We start from the raw sequence: 15,986 nt of genomic DNA on the forward strand, positions 1-15,986 counted from the left end.
TTCCGCAGGATTGACGAAAGTGCGTGGTGGGTAAGAACAGCGAACCGATCAGCGGTTGACGTCGGACCCCCGGATGCCGAGACCAGGACAGGGCGGTCCACGGACCGCGATGCCCAATGGTGGGTTTCGGTGCGGCACGAAGGAGACGACCGATGGGGTCTCATTGCAAGACGACGCGTGATCACGACGAGATCCGGGAGTGGGTGACCACCCACCAGGGTGTGCCGGCGCGCGTACGCGATATCCGGAGCGTCGGCGGAACGGGACTGCTCCGCATAGACTTCTCCGGCCGGACGGCCGACGAGTGCCTCGAGCACATCAGTTGGGACGAGTGGTTCCGCAACTTCGAGCGCGCCGAACTCGCTCTCGTCTACGAAGCGACGAAGTCCGACGCCGGCCGGACCTTCGCGAAGGTCGTGCCGGCGCCGGACTTCTGAACCGTGTGAGCTTCTCCGTTCAGACGCGCCGGGCCGCGTACCGGGCGCCCTCGAGGGTCATGCCGTTCACCGAGTAGAGCACGTGCAGGGCGTTCGGGCCGCCGACCGGAGAACCGTTGCAGATGGTGTCACCGGGGACGCAGTAGCGAACCGTGCGGCTGCGGTAGGGCGCGGCCACCTTCACCGGGGGAGCGCCGATGTCGTCGATGAAGCGATCCGACGGCGCGCCGTAGAGCACGATCGCGGCGACGTTGCGCGCCATGTTCGCCGGCAGCGGCGGCGGCACGAACCGGTCGTAAGTCGCGTATCGCGCCGGCAGATCCAGTTCGGCCTGGACGGAGTAGGCCGCGACGACGGCGCCCTGGGAGTATCCGCCGAGGATGACCTTGGTGCCCGGGCACTTCGCGGCCAGAGACTTGATGCGGTTCTGGGTGGTGCGGACACCGTCGGCCACGGTCTGGGCGAACTTCAGGCGGTTGTTGAACTGGTCGCTGGCGGGATACGGAACACCGTAGGAGCTGACGGTCTTGTCCGGCAGCTGCGAACGAACGGCCTCGACGAAGGAGAGGCCGGTGAGACCTAGCGGCGGCGCCGTCTCGACGGTGCCGCGCGCGAACACCACCTCGACGTCGGAGCACGATGGCGCGGCCTGGGCGGTCGGTGTGCCGACAGCCACCGCCCCCGTGATCGCAGCGATGACACAGAGGACGGAAACACTCAACCGTTTGATCACCTGGCTCATGGTAGAGATCACGTACGGCTGAGTTAAGGGGCTCATCGTCCCAAAGAACGAGGCAATCCGGGGCCATCCGAGAGGCGCTTCGACACGAACAACTGGGTTGAGCCCGTGCAATATTCTGTACGATCACGAGGTTCGCCGGGCGGCCCCCGGCACATCGAATCGAGGTTGAATGCCTGTGGCAACAGACGTCCATCACAAGATCGCCGAACTGGCGCGGCAGATGCATGCAGTCCCGGAGAGCACCGAGGACTCCACCAGCCAGGTCATGGGCTCCATCACCGCCGGGGCCGTCGAGTATGTCCCCGGCGCCCAGTACGCCGGTGTTCTGCTCGTCGACCAGAAGAAGAATTTCGACACCCTGGCGCCGAGCGATCCCCTGATGATCACGGCTGACCAGATCCAGAAAGAAACCGGCGAGGGTCCGTGCCTGCAGGCCGCGTGGGATCACCACACGGTGCTCGTGAACGACATCCGCACCGACGAGCGGTTTCCGGCGTTTTCCGCACGCGTCATCGACGAGACGCCGTTGCGGTCGAGCCTGTCGTTCAAGTTGTTCACCGACAAGGGCACCATCGGCGCGCTCAACCTGTTCTCCGACGAGACCGACGTGTTCGGCGATGAGTCCCTGGAAGTCGGGCTGCTGTTCGCCACCCATGCCGCGCTGGCCCTGCGGGCGGCTCGCCAGCAGCAACACTTCCAGAGCGCCCTGGCGAGCCGGGACGTCATCGGCCAGGCCAAAGGCATGATCATGTACCGGTTCCGCATTGATGCGGTAGCCGCTTTCGCTCTGCTCCGACGACTGTCCCAGGACACCAACACGCCGCTGGCCAAGGTCGCCGAGCAGCTCATCGAGCGGGAGCTCAGCGAATCCGGCGAGGCGGGAACCGAGTCGATGTCCTGACCCGGCGCACCCACGCCCGCGGTTGGTAGGTTCTCGAGGTGAACCTCGACCAGCTGGGGCCGCGGACCCGCTGTCGTCTGGGCTATGCCGGTTTCGCCGGGATCGTCGTCGTGTACCTGGCCATCATCCAGCTCGGCGGCCTGGCGATCGCGCACTTCGCGGACGAGACCGAACCGGTCACCACGGCCGGTGTCGTGTTCGGCATGATCATCCCGCTCGGCGCGGCGCTGTTGTTCACGATCCTCGTCGTCGTGGCGCTCGGCTGGCAGAAGCCGGTGCTGCGCGATGATCGCCCCGTCCGGCGCTGGGTGTGGATCGTGCCCGCGGTCTTCGTCGTGGCCATCCTGGTCGGGATCGACTACAGCTCGCTGGCCCAGAAAGATCTCCTCTTCATCGTGACCCTGCTCATCGCGACGCAGTTCGTCGGCTGGGGTGAGGAGGCGATGTTCCGCGGTATCGGCGTCACCACGCTGCGCGATCACGGCCTCTCCGAGGGCAAGGTGGCGCTGTGGTCCAGCGTCATCTTCGGTGCCGTCCATCTGTCGAACGCCATCAGCCACGGGGCCACCGCGATCCCGCAGGCGATCGCGGTGAGCCTGGCCGGGTACTTCTTCTATCTGATACGCCGGGTGTCCGGCGGCAACGTCCTCAACTCGGTCATCCACGGACTGTTCGACTTCACGATCATCTCCGGCACGATGATCCTGGTCGACCAGAAGGGCTACGTCGTAGCGTTCGCACCGATCCTGGTCTACGTCGTCCTCGGCATCGGCCTGTTCCTGGCCCGCCACCACATCGAGCCGGCGGAACCGCACCGAGCGCAGCGGGACGCGACCACTGCTGGTTGAGCCGGCACCGAGCGCAGTGGGACGCGGCCACTGCTGGTTGAGCCGGCACCGAGCGCAGCGAGGAGCCGTGTCGAAGCCACTTGGTGACCATGATCGCGGCGACTAGGTTGGCCACATGCGCAGCCGACACGTGAGTGTGGTCATCAACGCCGAACCCGGGAACGTCTACGACTTCGCGGCCGAACCCGACAACCTGCCGCGCTGGGCTGCGGGGCTGGCGAAGTCGGAGGTGGTCCGGCGGGGTGACGAGTTGCTCGTGGAGTCGCCGATGGGCACCGTCACGGTCCGGTTCGTCCCGCGCAACCCGCTGGGTGTCGTCGACCACGAGGTCGTGCTCCCCACCGGTGACACCGTGCTCAATCCACTTCGGGTCCTGCCGCATCCGGACGGCGCCGAGGTGGTCTTCACGATCCGGCAGCTGGCCATGTCCGACGACGAGTTCGACCGCGACACCCAGATGGTGGAAAAGGATCTCGCACAGCTGAAGTCGCTGCTGGAGCCGGGAAGCCGTTGACCCGGACCTTCGCGACGCCGCGCCGATGAGGATCCGCGACGGTGATGGTCGACCTCTGCAGGACTGATGTCGAGACCGAGGAGACCCCATGACGCAGAGCCGACTCTTCTTCGTCCACGGCGCGGGCGGCTACGTCGACGACGGCCCGCTCGCCGAGGCGCTGTCCGCGGCGCTCGGCGCGACCCTGGTCATGCCGATGTTCTCCGACGATGACATGTCGATCGAGGCGTGGGCGCGGCCGGTCCGAGAGCACCTCGCCGGGCTGGGCGCCGACGACCTCGTCGTCGCGCACTCCTTCGGTGCGACAGTGCTGGTGCACGTCCTCGCCGAGGCCGCGGTGCCCGCACCCAGACCTGCTGTGCTGCTGGCGATGCCGAATTGGGGTCCCGACGGATGGGACGTCCCGCAGTACGCGTTCACCGACACAGACGCCGATGCCCCGCTCCCTGAGGGCGTTGCCCTCCACCACTGCGTCGACGATGACGTGGTACCCGTCGAGCATCTGGACCTGAACACGGCGCTCCTGCCGTCGGCGACGGTGCATCGGCACCCGACCGGCGGTCACCAGTTCGACGGACTCGCCGAGCTGATCGCCGCCGATGCCCTCGGTGCGCGCGCACTTGCGCGCGGAAGGTCCGCCCCCGACCCTGGGTAGGACACGACCCGCGGTCCGGAAGGCCCACATGGACGAGAACAGATGACCGACCCCAGCCCGGCCGCTGCCGAGTCCCGTGGGGTGCCGGCCGCGTCACGGGCGGGCCGGTGGCTGATCGTCGCCGCGGTTCTCGGTTCGGGCGTCGCCTTCATCGACGGCACCGTGGTCAACGTCGCGTTACCCGCGATCGCGCGCGACCTCGACACGGGTCTGCGCGGCCAGCAGTGGGTGCTCGACGGGTACCTGCTGACCTTGAGTGCGCTGTTGCTGATCGGTGGCGTCGCCGGCGATCGGTACGGGCGTCGACTGGTGTTCGCCGGTGGTCTGGCGGTGTTCGCGGTGGCGACCGTCGCGTGCGGGCTGGCGCCGACCGTCGAGCTCCTCGTCGCCGCGCGGATCGTGCAGGGGATCGCCGCGGCCGCGGTGGTGCCGGGCAGTCTGGCGCTGATCAACGCCGAGATCCAGCCAGCCGATCGAGGTGCCGCGGTCGGACTGTGGGCCGGCATGTCCGGCGCGACCACCGCGCTCGGACCGTTCCTCGGCGGCTGGCTCGTCGACGCTGCGTCGTGGCGGTGGACGTTCCTGCTGAGCGTTCCGCTCGCGCTGGGCGCGTTGTGGATCGTGATCCGGCACGTGCCCGAATCGCGCGGCACGCCGTCGGGCGCCCGGTTGGATGTGGCGGGTGCGCTGGCGATGACCGTCGGGCTGGCGGGCGTGATCTACGCGCTGATCGAGGGGCCGTCGAACGGGTGGAATGGCGAGACGGTCGCCGCCGGGATCGTCGGTGTCGTGTCGCTCGTGGGTTTCGTGGTGATCGAGTCACGGGTGGCCGCGCCGCTGCTGCCGCTCGGACTGTTCCGCTCCTCGCAGTTCACCGGCGCCAACCTGACGACGCTGCTGGTCTATGCGGCGTTGGGCGGTGCGCTGTTCCTGCTGGCCCTGCAACTACAGCAGAGTCTGGGTTACTCGGCGTTCGAGGCCGGCGCGGCGATGTTCCCGAGCACGTTCATCATGCTGTTCGGGTCGCCGTTGGTCGGCACGCTGGCCCAGCGCACCGGCCCGCGACTGCCGATGACGGTCGGTCCGCTCATCGCGGCCGGCGGGTTCGCGCTGATGTCCCGGGTGGAGCCCGGCTCGGGGTATGTCGACGCCGTACTACCGGGCGTGCTGCTGTTCGGTCTGGGGATGACGGTGACCGTCGCGCCGCTCACCTCGGCCGCGCTCGCCGCCGTCGACGACGCGCTCGCCGGCACGGCGTCGGGCGTGAACAACGCGGTGGCGCGTCTCGCGGGACTGCTCGCGGTGGCGGTGCTGCCGGCCGTGGCCGGGATCGACGCGGGTCCTGGCGATCCTCTCGGCGACGGCTTTCGGGCAGCGATGTACATCTGCGCGGCGTGTTGCGCGGTCGGCGGCATCGTGGCGGCGTGCACGATCCGCTCGAGCACCGAGGTGCACCCGCAGGTACGTGCCGGCGTGGACGCCGCGTGCCAGGACGCGGCGACCCGGGCGGGTTAGGTCCGGCGTTCCCCGGTGCCGGCCGCGATGGCCCAGATCACGAGGAGCGGCTGAAAGAACAGTCGCGTCAGGCGCTTCTGGTCGGTGTCGAGGCCGAAGGCGTCGATGTGCTCGACGTACTGGTTGATGTTGCCGGGGAAGATGGCGACGAAGAATGCCGCGACGATCCACGACACCACCTTGCGGTGTCTGGGCAGCGCGATCAGGGCTGCGCCCAGGGCGATCTCGACGCCGCCCGAGGCCAGCACCACGAAGTCCTTGCTGAACGGCACCCAGTCGGGGACCTGCGCCTGGAACTCCTCACGCTGTGCGGTCAGATGACCCACACCGGCGATCGCCAGGATGGCGCCGAGCGCGATGCGGGCGATGGCCCGGCCCAGCGGCTGGCGAGTGGTCGTGGGGGTCAGGATCGACATGCAGGCTCCTCGGATGGGCGTCGGTTCGGTTCTACCGCACTTCGTGGCGAGCCGGGTTTCGGACGGCCGACGGCGCCGAGTTCGCGTCGGCGTGAGTCTTGGCGTCGATTTCTGGCACAGAAGTACTTACTTGTGATTGAGTGTTGTGACTCCGACCACTTGGCCGGGATTGCTCTTCAGTACGCAGGGGACAGCCATGACACTCGACACCGCACCGTCACACCACTTTTCCGCGTCGTGGGTCGACTCCGTGTCCGGCGCGCTCAAGGGTGCTGCCGGAGTCGTCGTGACCACCGCGGCATTTCTCGTCGCCATCGCGGTCCTGGTGATCGCCCAGGTCGTCGTGGTCGCCACCCGCGCCGCGGCCGATCTCACCTGAGGTTCGCGACCGGTCAGGAATCGAGAAGCCTCCGGGCGGGTCGGCGTCTTAGCGTCGAAGCATGACGAACATCAACGCACTCACACTCGAAGTTCCCGATACTGCAACGGCGCAGACGTTCTACGACAAAGCTTTCGGACTCGGCGACCGGCTGCGCTTCCGCACCGGAGACTCACCGACGTCGGGCTTCCGCGGCTTCGTGGTCTCCCTGGTGGTCGCCGACCCGACGGTCGCCGACTCCTTCCTGCAACCGGCGATCGAGGCCGGCGCCACTGTGCTCAAACCCGCCAAGAAGTCCTTCTGGGGGTACGGCGGCGTGGTTCAGGCGCCCGACGGCACGATCTGGAAGGTCGCCAGTTCCTCGAAGAAGCCGAGCGGCGCACCCGAGCGCAAGGTCGACGATCTGGTCCTGCTGCTCGGCGTCGACGACGTCGCGGCGACGAAGGAGTTCTACGTGAGCCGCGGATTCACCGTGGCGAAGAGCTTCGGCCGGAAGTACGTCGAGTTCGAGAGTGAGCAGAACTCGCTCAAGCTGGCGCTCTACGGGCGGAAGGCCGCGGCCAAGGACGCGGGCGTCCGGCCGGACGGTTCGGGTTCCCATCGGCTGGTGATCGGCGGCGACGCCGGGGAGCTGACCGATCCGGATGGGTTCGAATGGGCCGCTGCAACCCGTTCGCTCCTGGCATAAATCGCTCGGGAACAAGATTCCTGCCACCTGGGTTGAGTCGGTCAGACTTAACTCTGGAGGTTTCATGTCCCAAGCTGATCAGTCCCAGACATATTCACTGCCGGTTCTCTTCGTTCCCGACGTCGTCGTGCTGCCCGGCATGGTCGTGCCCATCCCGCTCGACGATGCCGCGCAGGCCACGGTCGACGCCGCCCGGGCGAGCGAGTCCGGGAAACTGCTGGTCGCGCCGCGTCTGGACGACCGGTATCCCACCTACGGTGTCATCGCGTCGATCGTTCAGGTCGGCCGCATCCCGGGCGGCGGCATCGCAGCCGTCGTCAAGGGTGAGCAGCGCGCGCAGATCGGGACCGGGACACCTGGTCACGGTGCGGCGCTGTGGGTCGAGGTGACCGAGGTCGACGTCGTCGACGTCACCGACGAAGACCGTGAACTCGCCGGCGAGTACAAGAAACTCGTGCTGGCGATGCTGCAGCGCCGTGAGGCGTGGCAGCTCATCGACGCCGTCAACAAGATGTCCGATCCGGCGGATCTCGCCGACACGTCGGGCTACGCGTCGTGGCTGTCCGACGAGCAGAAGCGCGAGTTGCTCGAGACGCCGGTGACCGCGGCGCGGTTGCGCCTGCTCATCGAGTGGACGGGCGACCATCTCGCCGAGTCCGAGGTGACCGAGAAGATCGCCGAGGACGTCCGCGCGGGGATGGACAAGCAGCAGAAGGAATTCCTTCTTCGTCAGCAGCTCGCCGCCATCCGCAAGGAGCTCGGTGAGGACGAGCCCGAGGGCGCCGACGACTACCGCGGCCGCGTCGAGGAAGCCGACCTGCCCGAGAAGGTGCGCGAGGCCGCCCTCCGCGAGGTGGGCAAGCTCGAACGCGCCAGCGACCAGTCGCCGGAGACCGGATGGATCCGCACCTGGCTCGACACCGTCCTCGACCTGCCGTGGAACACTCGCACCGAGGACTCCACGGACGTGAAGGGCGCGCGCGAGATCCTCGACGCCGATCACCACGGCCTCGATGACGTGAAAGACCGCATCGTCGAATACCTGGCGGTGCGGGCCCGTCGCGCCGAACGCGGCCTGCAGGTCGTCGGCGGACGCGGGTCGGGTGCCGTGATGGTGCTCGCCGGTCCTCCGGGTGTCGGCAAGACGTCGCTCGGTGAGAGCGTCGCCCGGGCGCTGGGCCGCAAGTTCGTGCGCGTCGCCCTGGGCGGTGTGCGCGACGAGTCGGAGATCCGTGGTCACCGGCGTACCTACGTCGGCGCGCTGCCGGGCCGGATCGTGCGGGCCATCGGCGAAGCGGGATCGATGAATCCCGTCGTGCTGCTGGACGAGATCGACAAGGTGGGCTCGGACTACCGGGGCGACCCGGCCGCCGCGCTGCTCGAGGTCCTCGACCCCGCGCAGAATCACACCTTCCGCGATCACTACCTCGATCTCGACCTTGACCTGTCGGACGTGCTGTTCCTCGCGACCGCCAACGTCATCGAGAACATCCCGTCGGCCCTGCTCGACCGCATGGAACTGGTCACGCTCGACGGGTACACCGAGGACGACAAGGTCGCCATCGCCCGCGACTACCTGCTGCCCCGGCAGGCCGAGCGCGCGGCGCTGACCCCCGACGAGGTGACCGTCACCGATGCGGCACTACGTGAGATCGCGGCCAACTACACCCGTGAACCCGGTGTGCGACAGTTCGAACGGCTGCTGGCCAAGGCGCTGCGCAAGGCGGCGACCAATCTCGCGGTCGCAGCGGGGGACGGGGGCGAGAGCGAACCCGTCACCATCGACGAGCCCGACCTACGCGACTACCTGGGGCGGCCGAGGTTCACCCCGGAGTCGGCGGAACGGACCGCTGTGCCCGGCGTCGCAACGGGTCTCGCGGTCACGGGAATGGGCGGTGACGTCCTCTTCATCGAGGTCAACGCCACCGAGGGCGAGCCGGGCCTGAAGCTGACCGGCCAGCTCGGCGACGTGATGAAGGAGTCGGCGCAGATCGCACTGTCGTACGTGCGGGCACACGCCGAGCAACTCGGCGTCGACCCGAAGGCGCTCGACAAGACCATCCACGTGCACGTTCCGGCCGGAGCGGTGCCCAAGGACGGTCCGAGTGCCGGCGTCACCATGGTCACCGCGCTGGTCTCGATGGCGACGGGACGTCAGGTGCGCAGCGATGTCGGGATGACCGGCGAGGTCACGCTCAACGGGCGCGTCCTGCCGATCGGTGGGGTCAAGCAGAAACTGCTTGCCGCGCAACGCAACGGGCTGAAGACCATCTTCATCCCGCAGCGCAACGAGCCCGACCTCGACGATGTGCCGGCCGAGGTGCTCGACGCTCTCGACGTGCGGCCGATGACCGACGTCGCCGAGATCGTTGCGCAGGCGCTGGAGCCGGCCGTCGGCGAGCAGGTCAGCGCGGCCTGACGACAGGCATTATCAGTCAACACCCCGGCGGGTGCGTGGACCACCACGTTCCGCCGGGGTGTCGGCCTTGTCAGAACGGTGGCGGGTCGTCGTCCTGGGTTGTCGGTTGATGGTGGGCTGCCTCGGTCCGGGCGCGTCGATTTGCGTCGAGCTGTGTCTTGTTGCGGGCGCGTTCTTCTCGCCGCTTCGCGTGTTTCGCGGCGGTTCGTTCGGTGATCGTGCGTGGTGGTCGGCCGTGGTGGTCGGGCACGATGATGCGCGGTGTCGGTGGTGCTTTCGCTGCTTGCTCGAATCGGATACGACGTAGGTTCGGGAAGAGATCCTCGAGGGTTTCGGCCTCGCCGGGGATCACGAAACCTTCCGGGGTGACGAATTCGGTGACCAGCCGGCCCTCGTCGTCTCGGTACTGCACGTCGGTCCAATCCCCGTGCGTCTTGTGTAGATGACCGGCGCGGCATTTGGCGTTGAGGTTCTCACTCGACGTCGCGCCGCCGCGGGCGGGGCGGGCGTGGTCGTACTCGGCGACGTGGTCGACGTCGGCGGTGAACGCCGAACGCGTGCACCCGGGTTCGGTGCAGTAGCCGTCCCGTACCCGCACGAACTCGGCACACGCACTCGTCGGCCGGTACGGGTCACCGGGCAGGGCGCCCGGGTAGACCACCACGATCTCCGACGACGTCGACGGTGTGACCGGAGTCGGGGGCGTCGACGGTGTGGCCGGAGTCGGGGGTGTCGACGCATCGCCACTGCGGCTGGTGGCGGTGTCCTCGGTACCCTGCGGTGGCGCGGTGATGTTCGCGGTTCGCCCGGTGTCGTCGTCGAATCCACCCTCACCGCTCCCGGCTGGTCCGCCGGCGACGACATGCGACGGTGGTGTCCGCACCGGGGTGACCGGTCTGGTCGTCGCGTCGGGCCGGGCGGCGAGATCGCGCACATGCTCATCGCAGATCACCCCGTGCCCGTCGACCCAACCGGGTCCGGAGCCGCCGGCCAGGGTGGCGGCGTCGGTCACGACATGGATCACGACCTCGGTACCAGCTGTCGCACCGGCGGGGGCGGCAGGATTGAACGGTGGTGCGGTGCAGTCGGAGTGATCGCACGCGCACGCGAACGCCGTTCGGGTGAGCAACGCGTATGTGGCGTCGGACTTTCGTTGCCCGAGGGTGCGCCCATCCCTGTCACAGACCGACGCCGCGAGCGCGCGCACCGACGCCTGGGACGCGCGGATGTTCTCGGCGGCCATCACCGCGGTGATCTCACCGGTCCCGTCGCCGTGGTTCTCGGTCCACACGCCACGGTTGTCCAGCGCCTCGCGGCGCCGTTCGCGGACCGCGTCGGCGTCATGGCCGAAGACCAGACGGTCGATCATGTCGCGCAAACCTGACGTCGACCACGACCCGGCCCGGTTGCGCAGCAGGTCGGCGATGGATTCGTCGAGGACCTCGATGATCCGACGACTGTCAGGGTCGGCGGGGTCGAGCAGGTGGTCATCGGCCACCAGGTGGGTGCGGCCGATGATCTCGCGGATCTGGTGCGGCCCGATGATGCCGTCGCGCAACGTCTCCAACACCCGCGGCAACCGGTCACGCAGACACAGTGCCTCGTCGACCAGCACCCCGGCGCGGTGGCGGGTGATCCCGGCCTCCCGCGAGACCCGGGCGACGATGTCACCGAAACCGTCAGAGATGTAGCTGTTGCCAACCGAATTCAACAACCGGTCGCACAACACCAAGATCGTCTGATAGCGGCACCACGCCAGATACGACTCCCCGGCACGGATCGATCCCAGGCGTTGCATGTGGGTGGCGGTGTCGGCATCGGCCGGGCGGGCAGGATCGACCCCGGCGAGGAACTCGCCCGGCAGATCGGTCCAAACCCCCACAGTGACTCCCCCAAGACGCTGCAACCCGATCGAAACGACCGGCCCAACTGATGAGTCCAAGGTAAACCCGACCACCGACAAGAACCGATCAGGCGCTGCCCTGCAATGCGTCCGCAGAGACCGGGGTGGCCCACGACGGCAGGTCGGCGTATCGGCTCCGGAGCGGCGCCTTGTCGATCTTCATCCCGGCTGTTCGTGGAAGCGGGTCCGCGACGAATTCGACGTACCGGGGGGCCTTGAACCGGGCGAGGCGGGATCGGCAATGTGTGACGACGTCCTGTGCTGATAGCCCTCCGCCGGCGCGGAGCAAGACCGCCGGGGCCTCCCCGAACTGCGCGTCGGCGACGCCGATGACCGCGACCTCGAGGACGCCGTCGAGTTCGAGGATGACGCGTTCGAGTTCGGCCGCATAGATGTTGATACCGCCGGAGATGATCACGTCCTTGATGCGGCCGACGATGCGCAGCAGACCATCCTCGTCTCGTTCGGCGACGTCACCGGTGCGCAGCCAGCCGTCGACGAAGTTGGCGCTCGTCTGCTGCTCGTCACGCCAGTACCCGGCTGCGAGCCCGGGCCCGGAGATCCAGATCTCACCGGCTTCGCCTGCGGCGCACTCATTCCCATCAGCGGTTCGTACTGTGAAGGTGTTGAGGATACCGCCGAGTCCCACGCTGTCGGGGTGATGGATCGCCATCTCGACCGTTGGCACGGTGGCGTTCGATTGAGACTCGGTGAGGCCGTACACCTGGCGGAGTCCGATCCCCTTCGCTGCCCACGCGCGGATCAGTTCGGTGGTGACCGGGTTGCCGCCGGTGAATGCCACGGTCAGCGAGCTCAGATCGGCATCGGTGAACTCCGGGTCCGACGCCATCTGTTCGTAGAAGATGGTGGTGGCGCCCAGGTGGGTGATACCGCTGTCGCGGATGAGCGAGAGGGCCACCTGAGGATTCCAGTCAGGGAGAAAGACGGCGCTGCCACCGAGCACGAGTGGGGCCAGGAATCCGTTGAGCAGGCCGGCGCCGAAGGCCATCGAGCTCACGTTGAGCGACCTGACACGCATGAATCCGGGCTCTTGGAGGCACCACTCGAAGAACGCGTTCGTCAGCGAATCATGGGTGAACACGACACCTTTCGGTGATCCGGTGGAACCGGAGGTGGACAGGATCGCAACCGGGGCGTCGCCGGCGACCGTCAGGTTCTCCCGAGTCACCGGCGTCGACGGTGCGGTGTCGAGGGCCACCGCCTCGAGATCGGTGACCGGAGTCGCGATGTCGCGGTCCGCGACCACCGCATCGACTGCCGGCCGGAAAGCCTCCGCGGCCACGATCAGACTGGGTTCCAGTGCGGCGATGGCCTGGGAGAGTTCGACCGGACCGTTGCGCTCGTTCAGCGGGCACAACACCGCGCGGGTCTTGATGATCCCCACGGCGACCACCGCCCAGTCGGCGGAGGGCCGACCGATGATCGCGACCCGATCCCCGGCCTGAATCCCCTGGGCGGCAAGGGACTCCGCGACTCGCTCGGAGCGATCGTCCAGTTCACGTCTGGTGAGCGCCGACCCGTCGCATTCGATGACCGGAGAGTCGGGTTGCCGGATGACCCAGGCCGACAGGGGGCGCAGGATGTCGTGGTTCATGGTGAGTCCTTCACTTGTGGGGTGTGACGAGGTCGGGTGCTATGTGCAGAGCAAACGCAACATCGGTGCGGTCGTGGTGAAAGCCGGCGTATCTGAGCGCTTCCAGCAGAGGTCGGTGATCGGTCGCGGCGGTGACCTCGATCTGAGCGGGATCGCGGTCGCGTACCAGTGGAGCTGCTGCGCCGATGATGTCGTCGAGCGTGGCGGCGAGAGGTTCGGCACCGGGGCGTACGCCGAGGATCGTCAAACGGGTTGTCTCGGAACCCTGTTCCACAGTGAAGTATCCGGCGGTCGTGCCCGCACCACGTGTGGCCGCATAGACGGCGGGTGCCGGCCCGGTGTCGAAGTGCTGCCACACCGAGTGGGTGTCGCCACCGCCGATCTCAGTGCCGCAGGGGAGCGGGCGGATGCCATCGGCACCGATTGCGGGCGGCGGCCTCAACGGCGAGTGGGGCACCAGCACATCTCTTTGGGCGACAGTCCTCGCGCCGAATCGGGCTGCGGCCCGCAGCGCGGCGGGATGTGACCCGAAGGCGCAGGCGACGATATCGGCGTCGAGTCCCGAAGTGCAGTGGCGACTGTGTCTCAGCGCCTCGAAAGCCGCAGTGATGACGCCGGTGGAACGGAAGTCCGGGTCGACGACGGCGCTCATGACGATCGGACCGCCGGCAGCGGTCGGAGTGAAGGTGAGGACGGCGGCGAGGGCGGCGTGGTCCGTCCGCGGCGCTGTCCACCGGCGCAACCGCGTGCGGACCTCGACGGTGCGGGATGACACCGGGTGTCGTCGTGTCTCGCTGGTGGTCGTGGCAAAGCTCATCTCCGCATCGACGCGGCGCGCACGGTCCAGCAGCTCTCGCGCATCTTCGACCGGAGGGCCGTCACGCCAGTTCAGCTCCACCAGATCGGAGACGTCGGTGTCGGGACAGCCTACGTCGACGGCCATCGGGTGTCCTCGGTGTCGCTGATCAACCGGTCCACTTCACGTCGAAACAGATGGCTCGCAATCTCATTGCGGCCCAGAAGCATGGTCCCGGCATCGAGACTCGAGAGCGCAGCTTGCGAACTGTCCAGGATGGGAAAGTCCTCGTCGTGCAGGATGGACACGAGGAGGCCCCAGTTCTTGTCCCATCGACGCTGCCAGTGTTCGGGTTCGAGCCCGCTGTCCTCGATGCTGGGTGCCAGGATGCGCATCTCCATGATCGAGCGGTTCGGATCCCCGCCGACGGGTCGGAATGTCAACAGCTCGAAGTGGGTGGCGTGCTTGAGCAGCATCGTGTTCGGCGCCAGGAAGCAACTCTCGATGGTGTGCGCTTCCATCGCCGGGCTCCATTCCACCTCGGCGCCGATGAACTGGTCGATGGTCTTGCGTGCGGTCAGGAACCAGAACGACCGTCCGAAGTCCTCGAGGGTGACGGCGTTGGTGTGCAGCATCTTTCCGGCGGTATTGGGATGCGCGTATTTCACGTGATAGTTGTCGAGAAAGCCGTCTTGCATGATCTTCCAATTGACCGGGCGCTCATAGGGATGCGGGTCGACACTGACGAGATCGGCGATTCGGTACTCGGACATCAGTGCATCCATCTCGGGTCCGAGCCAGGCTGCGACGTCGATGTCGCGGTTCGCGTTGTCGACCACCCAGACGAATCCATGCCGCTCTTCGACCGGAAGCTCCACCAAACCCGACTTCGAACGGTCGAACTCGCCGAAGGTGCTGTCCAAGGTGACGGTCCGAAGAGTGCCGTCCGGGCTGTACGACCACCGGTGGTACGGACACGAGAACAGGCGACATGTCCCCGACTTCTCGGTCACCAACTGGGCGCCTCGGTGACGGCAGGCGTTGATGAAGGCCTTCACGCCTCCGTCGCGCTGACGTACCACGACGATCTTGTTGCGCGGCAGATCGATCGAGAGGAAATCGTTGCGGCGTGGAATCTCGGACGAGTGCGCGACGATGAACGGGACCTCGCCGAAGATCCGATCGCGTTCGAGTTCGGCACGCACGGGATCGTGATAATCGATCGCGTCGAAACGCTGGATCTCGGCGACCTGATCGGTTGCTTTTCCATCGAGATGGCCGAGCAGGGCCCGTAGGGCACGAGTTCGCCGGTCCTGGATCGTCTGTAGTTGAGCATCCACGACTGCCACTGCCCACTCCTCTTCTAGGTGATTGCGATGTCGCTCCCGGTGATGGCGCGACGGACGGTTCAAGTTGGCTGTGAGCTGCCTCACTCGTTAAATAAACTAGTGCCGTTAGTATAAATCGTCAAGAGGGTGTCCGCGTACACTCTCGGTGTCGAGGCAAAGGAAGTAGGAGTCCATGGGCCGGAAGCCGATGATCCAGCGCGAGAACGCTGTTCGAGCCGCCCTGGACATCATCGACGCCGATGGGCCCGGGGCGTTGAGTCTGGAGAAGATGGCTGCGAGGTTGGGCGTCCGCTCGCCGTCGCTGTACAACCACTTCAGCGACAAGGCGGAGATCCTGTCAGCTGTCGCTCGCCTCGTCGTGTCGGAGACGCCGCGGCAGCCCGACCCCGATGACGGCGAGGACTGGCAGCAGTGGCTCGTGAGTGCGAGCGTGCTGTTCCGTCAGGCCTTGCTCGCCCATCAGCGGGCGGTGCCGATCGTCGTCGAATACTTCCCCCGGGGGCTCCTGGAACGGCTGTATGCCGAACATTGCCGAATCCTGGGACTGTCTGGCGTGCCGCTCGACTCGCAGATGTTCATCCTGGAATCAGTCCATCGGATGACGATCGGTTCTGCGATGTGTGTCGCCACCGGGCGGCCGGCGATGGCCCCGTTCGAGAACCCGGAGCAGTTCGATCCTGATCTGGCCGGTTCGATGGAGGGTGCCCGCTGGACCGATGAACGTCTGTTCGTCGAGATGGTGACGGTTTTCCTCGCCGGAGTCGCTCGTCGGTTCGCCGACCCCGACGAGGCTTCCGTGGGCTGATGTG

16 protein-coding genes are annotated in these 15,986 nt (G+C 67.1%); 10 read left to right on the forward strand and 6 right to left on the reverse strand.

Annotation, left to right across the window (positions count from 1 at the left end; all coding sequences use genetic code 11):
* Positions 1 to 152 precede the first annotated feature (152 nt).
* Positions 153 to 437 carry a hypothetical protein gene (locus AB4Z55_RS05715; protein WP_101821194.1) on the forward strand — a complete coding sequence of 95 codons (285 nt, stop codon included), beginning with the start codon at positions 153 to 155 and terminating at the stop codon, positions 435 to 437.
* Positions 438 to 456: 19 nt separating this feature from the next.
* Here the strand turns inward: AB4Z55_RS05715 and AB4Z55_RS05720 are convergent, their stop codons facing one another.
* The gene (locus tag AB4Z55_RS05720; protein WP_369520986.1) at positions 457 to 1,179 is read right to left on the reverse strand and encodes a cutinase family protein; all 723 of its coding nucleotides are present in this window, start codon (positions 1,177 to 1,179) and stop codon (positions 457 to 459) included.
* 169 nt (positions 1,180 to 1,348) lie between these two features.
* Here AB4Z55_RS05720 and AB4Z55_RS05725 point away from each other — a divergent pair, with 169 nt between their 5' ends.
* From AB4Z55_RS05725 to AB4Z55_RS05745, 5 genes are all read left to right on the forward strand, one after another.
* The gene (locus AB4Z55_RS05725) at positions 1,349 to 2,080 is read left to right on the forward strand and encodes a GAF and ANTAR domain-containing protein (RefSeq protein ID WP_248643806.1); all 732 of its coding nucleotides are present in this window, start codon (positions 1,349 to 1,351) and stop codon (positions 2,078 to 2,080) included.
* A gap of 38 nt (positions 2,081 to 2,118) precedes the next feature.
* Positions 2,119 to 2,928: a CPBP family intramembrane glutamic endopeptidase gene (locus tag AB4Z55_RS05730; protein WP_369519351.1), complete on the forward strand. Its 810-nt coding sequence runs from the start codon at positions 2,119 to 2,121 to the stop codon at positions 2,926 to 2,928.
* Positions 2,929 to 3,043: 115 nt separating this feature from the next.
* A complete protein-coding gene (locus AB4Z55_RS05735; protein WP_369519352.1) occupies positions 3,044 to 3,442 on the forward strand; it encodes an SRPBCC family protein in 399 nt (132 codons plus the stop codon).
* An 88-nt stretch (positions 3,443 to 3,530) separates the two neighbouring features.
* A complete protein-coding gene (locus AB4Z55_RS05740) occupies positions 3,531 to 4,097 on the forward strand; it encodes an alpha/beta fold hydrolase (protein WP_369519353.1) in 567 nt (188 codons plus the stop codon).
* A 42-nt stretch (positions 4,098 to 4,139) separates the two neighbouring features.
* Complete coding sequence (locus tag AB4Z55_RS05745; RefSeq protein WP_369519354.1) at positions 4,140 to 5,612, forward strand: DHA2 family efflux MFS transporter permease subunit; 1,473 nt, start codon at positions 4,140 to 4,142, stop codon at positions 5,610 to 5,612.
* Here the strand turns inward: AB4Z55_RS05745 and AB4Z55_RS05750 are convergent.
* A complete protein-coding gene (locus AB4Z55_RS05750) occupies positions 5,609 to 6,028 on the reverse strand; it encodes a hypothetical protein (RefSeq protein ID WP_004022390.1) in 420 nt (139 codons plus the stop codon). The two genes, AB4Z55_RS05745 and AB4Z55_RS05750, sit on opposite strands and share 4 nt — an antisense overlap.
* Before the next feature lie 196 nt (positions 6,029 to 6,224).
* On the opposite strand from AB4Z55_RS05750, the gene AB4Z55_RS05755 reads away from it, so the two are divergent.
* The 3 genes from AB4Z55_RS05755 (at position 6,225) to lon (ending at position 9,514) form a co-directional block, all read left to right on the forward strand.
* Positions 6,225 to 6,407 carry a hypothetical protein gene (locus AB4Z55_RS05755; RefSeq protein WP_004022389.1) on the forward strand — a complete coding sequence of 61 codons (183 nt, stop codon included), beginning with the start codon at positions 6,225 to 6,227 and terminating at the stop codon, positions 6,405 to 6,407.
* A 61-nt stretch (positions 6,408 to 6,468) separates the two neighbouring features.
* Positions 6,469 to 7,095, forward strand: coding sequence for a glyoxalase (locus AB4Z55_RS05760; protein WP_369519355.1), 627 nt, complete (start codon positions 6,469 to 6,471; stop codon positions 7,093 to 7,095).
* A 64-nt stretch (positions 7,096 to 7,159) separates the two neighbouring features.
* Positions 7,160 to 9,514, forward strand: coding sequence for an endopeptidase La (gene lon / locus AB4Z55_RS05765; RefSeq protein ID WP_369519356.1), 2,355 nt, complete (start codon positions 7,160 to 7,162; stop codon positions 9,512 to 9,514).
* 70 nt (positions 9,515 to 9,584) lie between these two features.
* Here lon and AB4Z55_RS05770 read toward each other — a convergent pair whose 3' ends face one another.
* The 4 genes from AB4Z55_RS05770 to AB4Z55_RS05785 all read right to left on the reverse strand — a co-directional run bounded on the left by AB4Z55_RS05770 (position 9,585) and on the right by AB4Z55_RS05785 (position 15,114).
* Positions 9,585 to 11,396, reverse strand: coding sequence for a DUF222 domain-containing protein (locus tag AB4Z55_RS05770; protein WP_369519357.1), 1,812 nt, complete (start codon positions 11,394 to 11,396; stop codon positions 9,585 to 9,587).
* An 88-nt stretch (positions 11,397 to 11,484) separates the two neighbouring features.
* A complete protein-coding gene (locus AB4Z55_RS05775) occupies positions 11,485 to 13,032 on the reverse strand; it encodes a class I adenylate-forming enzyme family protein (RefSeq protein ID WP_369519358.1) in 1,548 nt (515 codons plus the stop codon).
* Positions 13,033 to 13,042: 10 nt separating this feature from the next.
* Positions 13,043 to 13,975, reverse strand: coding sequence for a hypothetical protein (locus AB4Z55_RS05780; protein ID WP_369519359.1), 933 nt, complete (start codon positions 13,973 to 13,975; stop codon positions 13,043 to 13,045).
* A complete protein-coding gene (locus tag AB4Z55_RS05785; protein ID WP_354562025.1) occupies positions 13,960 to 15,114 on the reverse strand; it encodes an aromatic ring-hydroxylating dioxygenase subunit alpha in 1,155 nt (384 codons plus the stop codon). Before AB4Z55_RS05785 ends, AB4Z55_RS05780 begins: the two co-directional genes overlap by 16 nt.
* Positions 15,115 to 15,349: 235 nt before the next feature.
* On the opposite strand from AB4Z55_RS05785, the gene AB4Z55_RS05790 reads away from it, so the two are divergent.
* Positions 15,350 to 15,982, forward strand: coding sequence for a TetR family transcriptional regulator (locus tag AB4Z55_RS05790; protein ID WP_064570343.1), 633 nt, complete (start codon positions 15,350 to 15,352; stop codon positions 15,980 to 15,982).
* Positions 15,983 to 15,986: the final 4 nt, after the last annotated feature.

The sequence above is a fragment of the Gordonia sp. ABKF26 genome (assembly GCF_041103195.1).
Classification (GTDB): Bacteria; Actinomycetota; Actinomycetes; order Mycobacteriales; family Mycobacteriaceae; genus Gordonia; species Gordonia terrae.